Raw genomic sequence first — 11,963 nt, 5'->3', positions numbered from 1 at the left:
GTTTGGCAGGAGGAACCCTCGGCTATATCGATGCTCGACTGCATTTGGGATGTCGGTGACGAAGCAGTCGTCCTATCGATACCCTATATCCTTGCCGAGGCGTTGATCTCGACAGTGCAGAGGGGCCTCGCTGTCCCCTCCGAGCCGAGTGGTTCGCTCATCCTCGAACTTGCACTCGAACCGTTGCTCGCTCGTCTGGAACGAAAGAGTGAGCAGAGGCTGCAACTCCTGCATGTTGGAAAGGCCGAAACGATAGGGCCTTATGTCGAATTCGACATCGCCTACGGTCCGGTCAGGAGCAAAGGTCGCCTGTTTCTTTTTTCGCCTCTCGATGGACCGATACCGCGGGCGTTCCGCGCCTTAGGCGAGCTGCTCGGTCAACTGCCGCGAGAAATGTGCGAGCTCTCCACGGAGCTACCCGTCATAGTTGCCGGAGAAATTGGCGCTCTGCGAGCTACGGCCTCGCTTCTTCGCAAAACGAATGCAGGCGACGCGTTGCTGCCGGGCGTAATGCCATTCGCCCATGGCCAGATCATCCTCACTGCGGGCCGATTATGGACCGAGGCAGATGTCGCTGGCGGTCGCCTGACCTTGCGGAGGCCATTTCGGTTGCTACCGCGCCCTCTGGAGTATGCACATATGACGACACAGCCCGAATCGCAGCAGCCGCCCTCGGAAGCCGATCTCGACGATATAGAGGTCACGCTGGTCTTCGAATGCGGCCGGTGGCAGATCACGCTGGGAGAATTGAGGAGTGCCGGCGAAGGACATGTGTTCGAACTTGGCCGGCCGGTCGACGGCCCGATCGATATCCGTGCCAACGGCCTACGTATCGGAAGCGGCGACATCGTGCGTATTGGGGATGAGCTCGGTATCAGGCTCCGTGGCAGGTTAGCAGGCAATGACTGAGGTTCAACCGGCAATCCTGGCGCTACTTGCGGTTACGGCCGGTCTCGGCTTGTTGCTCTTCGCGGTCGTCACGACCACGGCGTTCATTAAGGTATCGGTGGTTCTCTTCCTCGTCCGCAATGCTCTTGGGACCCAGTCGATACCACCGAACATCGTTCTATACGGCGCAGCTTTGATTCTCACCGCCTTCACCAGCGCCCCCGTCTTTGAACAGAGCTACAATCGAATTGCTGAACTGCAACTCCGCTATCAGACCCTCGAGGATTGGGTCAGCGCGGGGAAAGAGGGGCAGGAGCCGCTGCGAAGCTATCTTAAGAAGTTCACCAATGAAGAACAGCGAGGCTTTTTCATGTCCTCGACCGAACGTGTCTGGCCGGAGGAGATGCGCGGCAGAGCCACAGCTGATGATTTTGTCATTCTAGTCCCGTCTTTTCTAATCTCGGAGCTCAAGCGCGCTTTCGAGATTGGGTTTTTGCTCTATCTTCCATTCATCACGATTGATCTGATTGTAACGACGATTCTGATGGCCATGGGCATGTCAATGGTATCGCCCACAATGATATCTGTTCCTTTTAAGCTCTTTCTGTTCGTCACCATTGATGGCTGGTCTCGTCTCATGCACGGACTGGTACTGAGCTACGCGATGCCCGGAGGTTGAATATGGATGAGACCACCATTCTTACTCACATGACCCGATCGCTCGTGCTTTTCATGATCTGGGTCCTGCCTCCACTGATTGCGGCGGCAGTTGCCGAAACAGCCATTGGCCTCATCCAGGCGGCAACGCAGATCCAAGACCAGACGCTGCCGCTGACGGTGAAGCTTCTGGTCGTTGTTGCGGTCATCGGTCTGTTTTCTCCGGTGCTGAGCGCCCCACTTATTGAACAAGCCAAGCAGATCTTCACGGAGTTTCCCGCGCTCACGGCGGGCTACTAGCGCCTCTCGCGATGTCTGAGCTGTCAACCACCGAGACTCAAAGTCTGATCCATGCGGCCATCGAACTCGTCGTTGCTGCCGGCCTTGGTGCAGCCCGACCCGCTGGCATCATGCTCGTTCTCCCCGTATTTACGCGCGCGCAGATCGGCAGGCTGATCCGCGGCTGCCTGGCCGTTGCGATCGAGCTACCGTATTTGGGGCAAATCGGCGATGGCCTGAAGACGCTGGACCCAGAAACGCATCTGATCAGGATCACGCTACTGGGATTGAAGGAGACGTGTGTCGGTCTACTGATCGGCGCCGTGCTCAGCATTCCGTTATGGACCATCCAAGCTGTCGGGGAGATCATCGACGTCCAACGAGGCGTCACCAGCGTGGTCGCTCCCGCTGATCCCGCGACGCACAGTCAGGCTTCGGCGACAGGACTGTTTCTTGGTATCACCGCGATCACGATTTTCGTCGTATCCGGAGGCCTACAGACCATGATCAGCGGACTTTATGGCAGCTATCTGGTCTTGCCAGTGTATCAGTTTCGACCCACGCTGACCGTGCAAGGGATAGGGGAGCTGCTGGGCATGCTCGACGGTATGATACGTGGCACCGTCCTGATCGCGGGGCCCGTGGTGGTTTTCCTGCTACTGATCGATATATCAGCGATGCTGCTCCAACGCTTTGCACCGCAATTCAACAACAAGGATCTGTCTTTGACGATCAAAAATATCGGCTTTGCGATCGTCATGGTCACCTATGCGGTTTATCTGATCGAATACATGCAATCGGAATTCATCCAGTCCGGCGGCGAGTTGGAGAGGTTTGAAAGGCAACTGAAGTGAGCGACACGAGCGAAGAGAAAACGCTCGCCCCCACTGACAAGAAGCTCAACGATGCGCGCAAGAAGGGAGTGGTTCCGCACAGCAGCGATTTTGTTAGAGCCGTCAGCAGCTGCGCCGGTCTCGGCTATCTCTGGTTGGAGGCCGGTTCAATCCAGGATAGGTGCGAAGCAGCGCTAGTGCTGGCTGACAAGCTGCTGGAGGAGCCGTTCGATGTTGCGGTCCGGCTGGCGCTCGGCGTCTTGCCCGAACTTGCTCTGCGAATTGTTGGTCCGCTTCTCGGAACTATTCTCGCCGGAGCGACTCTGGCGGCAGTACTGGCGAATGGTGGAATAGTCTTCTCCTTCGAGCCGGTAAAGCTGAATTTCGAGAACATTGATCCCATAAAAGGGTTGAAGCGCGTCGCTTCCTTGCGCTCCTTAGTTGAGCTTGGGAAGACCGTCTTCAAGGTCATTGCCCTCGGCGTGATCTTTCTCCTCATCGTTGTCGGCGCGTGGAAGGCGCTGGTCTATCTGCCGGTCTGCGGCATGGGCTGCTTCGGCTTCGTCTTCATGGAAGTGAAACTGTTGATCGGGATTGCCTGCGGTGCGTTTCTGATTGGCGGACTGATCGATCTCCTCGTCCAGCGCTGGTTGTTTTTGCGCGGCATGCGCATGACACAAAGCGAAGTGAAGCGCGAGTTCAAGGAGCAGCAGGGCAATCCGGAGCTGAAACGGGAACACCGTCGTCTGCGCCGGGAGCAGGCGAATGAGTCTCCGCTCGGCGTGCGTCGCGCAACGTTGATCTTGACTGGGCGGGAGATGCTGGTCGGAGTACGCTACGTCCGTGGCGAAACCGCTGTGCCGGTCCTGGTTTGCCGCGGCGAGCGCGAAGCGGCTTCGAGACTCTCTGATGAGGCGCGGGCACTTGGGCTCAGTATTGCCGATGACCACATGTTAGTCAGTGAGCTAATCCACAACGCCAAGCTTGGTAACCCGATTCCTGCCCAGTATTTCGAGATCGTCGCAAGAGCACTCATTGCGGCCGGCCTAGTCTAGTGCGCGTTGTGAATGGCGTCGCATTTCGGGTGAAGGTTCGCTATCTGCACGGCCTGGGTGCCGGCTGACGTGGAATCTGTCGACGCCTTGTTGTTAGCTGTGCGCAAGTCGCTGTTGTTACCCTCTCGAGCAGTCGTGGTAATCTACGTGCAGACTCGTTAGTGTCGACGAGCGCGATTGACAACCCATCGGCAGAACGTTCGTGTATGGATCTGCTATATTTTGATGGGCCGACGAACACGAAAAACGATCCTGAAGAATTGGCCATAAAACCCTCACGCTAAAGGTCTGCGCAGGCTACCAAGCGTAGACTCGGGTCGGCCTGTAGGGACTTAGAAGAAGATCGATGTAGATACCAATAAATTCAGAGCATGTCCTGTTTCGCGCGTGTGTATAATGCTTGTTGGGTTGTTGATGTATGTCACTCCGACGCTTGCGTATATCCCTGGTGCCAAATGCGCCGTGTAGGTTCCCGAGATTGCTGTGCTGTCGCGGTGCACGAGATGCCCTTTAGCTAAGGCTGCATCTACTGCAAAGTTGCTCCAGGTGGTTTTCGTGGCAACGATGGCAATCTGATCGCCTGGCCGGCCGTCAAACAGACCTTTCGCATAGAGACGTGCCTCGTAATACTGACTGACTCGATTCCGGTCGGGGGGAGCATACATGACAGAGAACCCACCATAGATGCCACGTGATGGCGCACTATTAAGGTCAGATTGCCAGATCTGTCGGTCAGTAGCGACGTAGTAGACGCTGTTCGCATTGGTTCGCGGCTGCGTTGGATATTGCATATTTGTGTAGCTGCTATTGTTGAAGCCGATACCGGCTCGCAACCAAGTCTCGGGTGAGCCCGGAGCAGCTTTGCTCTTGTAGCCAATCTCATCGAGCCAAAGAACACCCGCATTGGCCGTGCTCCAGTCCAGGCCGGTCGGGTTTTCGGTTATCTGCGCATACTGACCATCTGGGCTGAGTGCGCGCTGGATTGAGACCTTGTTATATACGTGATCATCGATGTTGAGCTTCAGGTTGAGAGCTGGCGTGGGCGCTGCGTTGTTGCTCATCCCGGCTTGAAATAGGATATTTGATGAGGGCCCCAAAACACTCGCGCTTGCGTTGCCTCCCACCACCGTGCCCGCGAATTCGTTCTGATTTCTGAGATAACCCACTTTGAGTTCGAGTTTTCCGTCGAAGAAGGTCTGGTAGTAAGCGATTGTATTGATGCCAAGCCTATCGGGCCCCGCTGATTTCCATGTCCAATATTGCTGGAGAGCGCCCACGATAAGCTGACCATCTGGAATTCCAAAGCGACTGAGATCGTAGGTGGCGATCATGAAATTCACTGAACCGAATGTCGGATTCTGTCCCATGTATAGTTGATTGGCGATGCTGGTTCTGGCTGCGCCTGGTAGTTGATTATTGACGAGGCTGTTTACTGTGCCGCCAACGTAACCGATTCCGACGTCCGCAAGCGCGGATCTAATACCATCTTTGTCCTGATCTATCGTGTCGGCAGGACCAGGTATATTGAGCCACATACCTTTCTCGCGAAGATTTTCAAACTTTGCGAATGGGTCGATAGCTTTTTGAGTTCTGTTCGTTGCAGCTGCATTCGCACCGTTGCACTTGGTCGGAAGCATGCTGGAAATGCTTCCGAGGGCAGAAGGGCCGGAAGCACACATTGGTTGTTTGGGTTGGCTGCGTTGAAGTGTCAGGGCCGGATCCTTTGGGCCTCTTTTGACATCCCTATCCGCAGTGTCGTTTCTCGGGATGAGCAGGTTGTTCGCTTGTACCGGCGTCGAATTGCTTGCGAGACTCGCTGCGAGCGAAAGAGCGACCAAAAGCCCTCCTCGCTTTGGAGCTGATCGATGGATTGAAACGCGCGCTGCGATCGAGCATATCTGGATCGGAACCGCCACAACAGAGCGAGCATGCATAGTGAACTCTGCCACCGTATTTGCGGGCCTTGGCGGATTGCGCTCCGGCCTGATTACAACTGACCTTGATCTTTGACGTCCGAGGGTGGCTACCGTCACGATGCGCAACGGCCGTTCTATCCCAGCAAGATCCGCTCAGGCGTTGTCGGGTCTCCTCACCAACGGGCGCACCGCGACGTCGTCGGCGTTTATGTGTCGGACAGTGGCCCTAGACAGCTTTGAAGTCGGCACGGTCAGTGGGCGGGACCGAAAGAGCATCATGGACTTCCGTGAGAAAGGCGAGGTCGCGGTGGAGGCAGACCTGCCGTCGCAGGTGACGAGCTTGCACATGCATCAGGTCCAGTGGCGCAGCCGGATCTATCGTTCATCCCGAATTCCTTGACATTTGAGCCGCGCGACGTTCGTTGGCGACGATTGCCACGCCTCCTTCATCTCAATCAATTGCTAGGGTTGGTAGTTGACTAGGCTGTCTGAGGTTCAATCGGGACAACAGAAGGCGAGCGATCAGATCGCAGAACTAAATCGCAGTTTCGATGCTCAGGGAGCCGACTTGAAGCGACCCTCGGACCAATCGCCGCTCTGACTTTACGAATAGACTTGTCGCAGGTACCCTCAGCTTCTCCTCTTCCGGCTTCTCCTTCACCCCAACTCCGCGCCGTCTCGAATCCCGCCAAGACAGCGGCCTGCCGAACCAGCCGGGGCGGTTTCCGTTGGGGGCACGCACTCATTGGACCGAAGGCTGACGAGCCAGGTGACGTCTTTGGGGCAGTCCTGCGCCTAACGTTGCCATTCAACGGATAGGCCGCTTTCGCAAGCGGCTTTCGGTTACGGTACCCAAATCTTACGGTGGCGTTGGTGTTCGCAATAAGACTTCGCTAAGGTCGTCGCCATCATTGCGCTAGCCGACGGCAATCCGGGTTCGCAGAACCATTTCTACAAATCGAGCCGCCTGGCCTCCCGCGATTATCGGCTCGCGACAGGCGGTGATGCTTTTGAATCTTTTAAGGCCGATTGCGGGCGCTAATAAGGTTTGCGGTCGAGATAGGCGTCAAATGCAGCCGCAACGGTGCGAATCATGAAGCGGTGCTCCTGCCTCACGCGGATAGAGCCGTTCTGTATGTGAACGATCCCGTCCTCGGCGAGCATCGCCAATCGTTCAGCTGAATCGAGAATAGAGAGCGGATCGAAACCGTGGGCGGTACAGATCGCCGACACGTCGGCTTCCAAATCGCACATCAGCCGCTCGATGATTGCAGCCCGGACGCGGTCTTCGTTAGTGAGACGATATCCCTTTGACGTCGCCAAACGGCCGGTTCTAATGCGCTCCTTGTAGGACCCTCTTACAACTTCGTTCTGGACATAGCCGTCACCGAGACGGCCGATGGCCGACGTGCCCAACGGGATCACGGTGCTACAGCTGTCGGCTGAATAGCCCAAGGAGTTGCGCCGCAGGCGACCAGTTTTCTGCGCTAGCGAGAGCTCGTCGTGTGGCAAGGCGAAATGGTCGAGCCCGATTGGGTGGTAGCCGGCGGCGACCAGCGTATCGGCCACGGCCGCTGCCTGTTCGGCACGGGTCGCGTAATCCGGTAGCGCCGCCTCATCTATCAGGCGCTGACGTTTCATATACGAAGGAACGTGCGCATAGCCGAAAACCGCAAGCCGGTCGGGGCGCATGGCTACGGCCGTCGTCGCCGACTGGACACAGGACTGCACCGTCTGATGAGGGAGGCCGAAGATGAGGTCGAAGTTGATACGGTCTATTCCATGCTGGCGTAGATTTTCGACGGCGGCTGCGGTCTGCGCCTCACTCTGGACGCGGTTAATCGCCTTTTGAACGATGGGATCGAAGCTTTGCACGCCGAGGCTTGCGCGGTACACGCCGGCTTCTCCCAAGGCTTCGGCCATCTCCATCGTAAACGTGCGCGGATCGATCTCGACTGCGATCGTAGCCGTTTTCCTAAATGCAAAGCGAAGACGCAAAACGTCCATCAGGGCCAGGAACTCCTCAGGCTCGATGAGCGTCGGCGTGCCACCTCCAAAATGTACGTCACTCACAGGCAGACTTTGCGGTACTTGCTCCGCTACCAAACGAATCTCGTCACGCAGCACCGCCAAATAATCGAACATTGGCGCATTCCGGCGAGTGAAAGTCGTAGGGAAGCCGCAATACCAGCACATTGAGCGACAGAACGGAATATGGAGATAGAGCGACACAGCGCCGTCGGCCGGTAAGCTCCTCAGCCATTTCTCACAAGTCTCGGCGCCGACAACCGCGGAGAATTCCGGTACAGTTGGATAGATGGTGTACCAAGGCAGGTGGGCGTCGTAATACTTTTTCAGGAATGAGATCTGCAACGGCGCCGCCCCATGGCTTTACCAGCATGACGCTGACGGCTGCGCTCGCCTGTGTCATTGCGCTATGTCAATTGGTCCGCGTTAGCCGAGAAATCCGCCGTTCCGTCGAACTTGCTAAGGTGGCCGATATCGTTTTCGTGTGCCGTCAGAATCGATAGCGTCCGAGAAAGGACGCCGTCTAAAGCTGCATTTATCAAACGGTTAAGCTGCGCGAGGTTTTTGACCCGGTTGGTCTGGCTCTGCCGTGTGTAGGAAGAGGTCAACGACTTTTTTGATATGCCTAGCGCGAGAAGATGATAATCATGATGATCGAGAACTCTGTTGTAAGCTTTCGCTGCGGACGCCGGACCCGAAGCCGGGTATTCCATCAGTACCGATGCCGCCCTTTGCGAACAAACCGCTAGGCGTTTAGATTATCTCGTCCCTCGACTTAGAAGCGGCTGACGATAGGCCTAGACTTCGACCGGTCGGCGAGCAGATTGCAGAAATCGGGTTGAATGATCCGCAAGTAGAGCAACAATTGTCTGCCTTTTGGACTGGCTCTTTGATTCAACGGACAATCATCACAGGTCTTCAGGCACCGAATTGTGCGGCCCGCACGACACGTACCGTCGTGCAACCTGACGTTACGTCTGATTCAAGCTCGTTTTGACGACCGCACACGAAATATTCGGACTGGAAGATCAAAGGAGCGACGAGCCTCAATTCCGCCACGCTGGTTGTTTCATTCCAACCATCATCATCACGGATGTACTGATGATGGTTGGGACGACCCGGCGCACTTCCATCCCGGCAAAGTGCGTCGGGGCGCCTTGGTGATCGAGTTAATCGCTTCTGTTGACGTCGAACCGATCACTTAGGGTTGAAGGAATATCGCCAAAAAGTGTATCCCCCCAAAACAAGGGGGCGACAGCATACTCCGCGCGCCGTAAGTATGCGGTTCGAGCATCGGGCGCCAAATGCGTCTGCCGGATCGCTCACGCCTTTCGTAGTTCTCAGGGTAGTCGAATGAACACGCCGGTTCGACGGCATTGGAGTCCAAAAGAACTGTTCAATGCTCTGACGCCGGCGATGTTTACCGCTAACGCATCGGTTGTGCGGGCACGTAGGGACAGATTGTGGCCTGAGTTGTATACGGAATACGACGCAAGGCATTTAAAGAAGGAGCTGTGCATCCGTAACTTGATCAAAACCGACGAAGCGAAGGCGTTCTTCAATGCCTGGGCTGCTGACGAAGAACGCCATACCGACGGTTTCATCCAAATCATGGAACTCGTCGCTGGCGGATCCGAACCGGATCTTCGAAAAAGATTGGACGCGCGAACGCATGATTTTAGCGCAATCAGCGAGTTCTTGGAGGATGAATTCTCGCTCATCGTTATGATCGCGTTTGATGAAATGTGTACCTGCCGCGCCTATGCTGCGGAGAGGGAATTTTATGCCGGACTTGGGAGCAGTCGTTTTCTGCTTTGGCTCAGGGAGGTGATTGCCGACGAAGCAGTTCACTCAATGAATGCCGTTAATGTAATTCGCGCCCGGTACTGCAATCGCGTCAGCGAAGTTGGGCCAATCCTCGAGAGCCTGATCAGCTGCATTACAGACGATACGACTTATACTGGCACTTTCGTGCTGGATTATTTTGGCACGGCGTACACGAAGGAGTTGCTCGCCAACTGCCGCGCCACGATCCTTAGAAATGTTGCCAAGCCGCTCTCCGCGGCAGAGCAAGACGAAAGCAACCGGCGGCCAAATTGATAGCGACCCACCTGCGGAGTGCGCTAGCCCGGCGCCGACCGGTGTCGTTCGGCTGCTACGTTGTCAAGTCGCGCTCAATTGATCAACGAAGTCACTGGTAATGTCGCATTCCATCCCGATGTCGCGATTGCTCCAATGCATGTGATGCGAGCAATCCCCCTAATCCTCTCAAGCTATTGCCGCAAAACGCGTTTTTCCTGAGCGCGCCAACTGGTACGACACTTGCTGTTTCCATCCGAGGTCCTCTCCTACTGGAGATGAGCATGCAAAGTGTTCTATGCACCACGCAGGTATTGGGATGTTTTGCGTGTCCGGGTGATGTCCTTGTCCAGCCTGCTTATGCGCGTGAGAGGCGATCCCTGATCCGCACGAGGCTATGGAGCGACCTGCCGATCGTCTCCAGGCACAGCGCAATCCGCTGGCAGGAACCCGACCAGCTGCGTACTGGTGGTGATGTGAATGCGAAAACGAATATGGCCCATCCGATGTCATTTTCGCTTGCGACCGCAACGTCAGCCTTTTTAGCGCTCGGGTCGAGCTCAGTATGGAGGAACTGGTTGGCGCGCTGCACCTCACCTAATTCGCAGAAGCGCCATACCGGGGATCGCGCTGCGTTCGGCATCGCGAAGCGACGAGCGTTCGTTCCAAGCGGAGCCCGCTTTCACGAAGAGCGATCTCGCTTATGCCCCGGACAGTCAAGTCTTCGAACGCATGCCACCTTGCACTTGCTCGGATCCGAGGAGGCTGCGGCTGCCAACCTTTGCAGAAAGGTAGGATCAGATCCGAGCGGCTGACCGGACATATGGATTGTGGTCATTGCCAGTGTTTGCGGCCACGATACAGCTCGGGATGGAAGGTGCAGACCTGATGGTCGCCATCAAGGCGGAGGAGAACGCGCCGAGGTTTGATTGGGCCGACAACAGCGTCCTTGCCGGTCGCATCATCGGCGAGCCAGGTGGAGGACGAAATGATGTCCGCGCGGCGGTCGTGCCGCGCCGGTCAGCCTTTGCCCGAGGTCGACCGGGGCCGGCCCGCTGTTTAATCGACCCGCCCGCGACTAGCGGCCCATTCGCGCAGACCAAGCAGTTCGGGAAGAGCATTCGCTTTAGCCCGCGAGCGTTCATATACGAAAAGCGAAGCCAAGAGTTCAGATGATGGATTGGAAGCTAGCTCCACCCGAAACGAACTCAATCGGACAGCGCAACACCGGTCGTCTTTTGGACCGGGATCCCGTCGCGCCTAAAATGGATATCTTTAGCTTCACAGAATGCGCAAATCAAACGCAGTCCCTTAGAGCGTTGTTCCAGCTTCTTGTGAATTGCGCGACCGAGGAGGGCTTTAGTGAGGTTGCCTACGGGGCTCTCAATTTTGTGGAGCCGCTTCGCCTACCGGAGTATCCACCACCCACAGTAGCAGTGAACTGGCCGCCGGATTGGTGCGATCGATACTTTGAGCGCAAATACTACACAATCGATCCCGTGGTCCGGCGCGCACCAATGCTTTCGCGGCCGTTTCTGTGGGACCAACTCCCCAAGCAATATCAACTACAGCCGGACGAACGGCGAGTGCTCACAGAGGCCAGAGAGGCGGGTCTGAAACACGGCATGAGCGTGCCCTTGTTTGGACCCTTGGGTCGACTATCGGTGGTATCATTTGCATCTCGGTTCGATGATGCTGATCCTCAGCACCGTATAAGTCATCTCCACGCACTGGCCTGGAACTTTCACACCGCGTGTGTGGAGATATCGCGTCCCTCCGAGAGTAGCTGCAACAGGAAAGTGACGCTATCGGAGCGGGAGCTAGATTGCATGCGATGGGTTGCGGAAGGAAAATCGTCGTGGGAAATTGGCGTTATACTGCAAATCAGCGAGAATACGGTGAACTTTCATCTCAAGAACGCAATGCGAAAGTTGGGCGCGACCAGTCGGGTCCAGGCTATCGTTATGACGATTCGGCTCGATCTCATCTGAATCTCCGCAATGACGTTGAGTTGGATTGCCAAGTGGCGGCGCTGAATGATGATGGTATCGAGCGGGAAAATTGTGATCATCATCGTTCGACGAAATTCGACCTCGCAAATAGAGACCCGGTCAGGCTCGTCGTTGCAGGCGCAGCGCGTCGTCTGCGACCATGAATAATCATCTTCCCACTACACAATAGGGGCTCGGCTTTCAGTTGGCACACGGCGCTGACGAGTACCTCGTGAT

9 protein-coding genes are annotated in these 11,963 nt (G+C 56.1%); 7 read left to right on the top strand and 2 right to left on the bottom strand.

The annotated features are described in order from the left end of the window. The first annotated feature begins 30 nt into the window (after positions 1-30). The 5 genes from sctQ to RX327_RS31095 are packed head-to-tail and all read left to right on the top strand — an operon-like array spanning position 31 to position 3,712. On the top strand, positions 31-909 hold the full coding sequence (gene sctQ, locus RX327_RS31115) for a type III secretion system cytoplasmic ring protein SctQ (protein ID WP_317248076.1): 879 nt from the start codon (positions 31-33) through the stop codon (positions 907-909). Beyond that, on the top strand, positions 902-1,567 hold the full coding sequence (gene sctR, locus RX327_RS31110; RefSeq protein ID WP_317248075.1) for a type III secretion system export apparatus subunit SctR: 666 nt from the start codon (positions 902-904) through the stop codon (positions 1,565-1,567). The genes sctQ and sctR overlap by 8 nt, the downstream gene beginning before the upstream one ends. Positions 1,568-1,569: 2 nt before the next feature. Continuing rightward, on the top strand, positions 1,570-1,845 hold the full coding sequence (locus RX327_RS31105) for an EscS/YscS/HrcS family type III secretion system export apparatus protein (protein WP_283088255.1): 276 nt from the start codon (positions 1,570-1,572) through the stop codon (positions 1,843-1,845). Positions 1,846-1,856: 11 nt separating this feature from the next. Continuing rightward, the gene (sctT, locus tag RX327_RS31100; RefSeq protein ID WP_317248074.1) at positions 1,857-2,678 is read left to right on the top strand and encodes a type III secretion system export apparatus subunit SctT; all 822 of its coding nucleotides are present in this window, start codon (positions 1,857-1,859) and stop codon (positions 2,676-2,678) included. Continuing rightward, a complete protein-coding gene (locus tag RX327_RS31095; protein ID WP_283088253.1) occupies positions 2,675-3,712 on the top strand; it encodes an EscU/YscU/HrcU family type III secretion system export apparatus switch protein in 1,038 nt (345 codons plus the stop codon). The genes sctT and RX327_RS31095 overlap by 4 nt, the downstream gene beginning before the upstream one ends. Before the next feature lie 332 nt (positions 3,713-4,044). Here RX327_RS31095 and RX327_RS31090 read toward each other — a convergent pair whose 3' ends face one another. Continuing rightward, positions 4,045-5,349: a carbohydrate porin gene (locus RX327_RS31090; RefSeq protein ID WP_317248073.1), complete on the bottom strand. Its 1,305-nt coding sequence runs from the start codon at positions 5,347-5,349 to the stop codon at positions 4,045-4,047. Positions 5,350-6,666: 1,317 nt separating this feature from the next. After that, a complete protein-coding gene (hemN, locus tag RX327_RS31085; protein WP_283088251.1) occupies positions 6,667-8,001 on the bottom strand; it encodes an oxygen-independent coproporphyrinogen III oxidase in 1,335 nt (444 codons plus the stop codon). 1,008 nt (positions 8,002-9,009) lie between these two features. Between hemN and RX327_RS31080 the strand changes: the two genes are divergently transcribed. Both RX327_RS31080 and RX327_RS31075 read left to right on the top strand, forming a co-directional pair. After that, on the top strand, positions 9,010-9,756 hold the full coding sequence (locus RX327_RS31080; protein WP_283088250.1) for a hypothetical protein: 747 nt from the start codon (positions 9,010-9,012) through the stop codon (positions 9,754-9,756). A gap of 1,244 nt (positions 9,757-11,000) precedes the next feature. Further along, positions 11,001-11,726 carry a LuxR family transcriptional regulator gene (locus RX327_RS31075; RefSeq protein ID WP_283090664.1) on the top strand — a complete coding sequence of 242 codons (726 nt, stop codon included), beginning with the start codon at positions 11,001-11,003 and terminating at the stop codon, positions 11,724-11,726. Positions 11,727-11,963: the final 237 nt, after the last annotated feature.

The sequence above is a fragment of the Bradyrhizobium sp. BEA-2-5 genome, assembly GCF_032918025.1.
Classification (GTDB): Bacteria; Pseudomonadota; Alphaproteobacteria; order Rhizobiales; family Xanthobacteraceae; genus Bradyrhizobium; species Bradyrhizobium pachyrhizi.
This window is presented reverse-complemented; position numbering and strand designations above follow the sequence as displayed.

Bases quoted from the DNA above. Each gene is read 5' to 3' on its own strand.
- sctQ (WP_317248076.1), top strand. From the start codon at position 31: ATGCTCGACTGCATTTGGGATGTCGGTGACGAAGCAGTCGTCCTATCG.
- sctR (WP_317248075.1), top strand. From the start codon at position 902: ATGACTGAGGTTCAACCGGCAATCCTGGCGCTACTTGCGGTTACGGCC.
- RX327_RS31105 (WP_283088255.1), top strand. From the start codon at position 1,570: ATGGATGAGACCACCATTCTTACTCACATGACCCGATCGCTCGTGCTT.
- sctT (WP_317248074.1), top strand. From the start codon at position 1,857: ATGTCTGAGCTGTCAACCACCGAGACTCAAAGTCTGATCCATGCGGCC.
- RX327_RS31090 (WP_317248073.1), bottom strand. From the start codon at position 5,349: ATGCTTCCGACCAAGTGCAACGGTGCGAATGCAGCTGCAACGAACAGA.
- RX327_RS31080 (WP_283088250.1), top strand. From the start codon at position 9,010: ATGAACACGCCGGTTCGACGGCATTGGAGTCCAAAAGAACTGTTCAAT.
- RX327_RS31075 (WP_283090664.1), top strand. From the start codon at position 11,001: ATGGATATCTTTAGCTTCACAGAATGCGCAAATCAAACGCAGTCCCTT.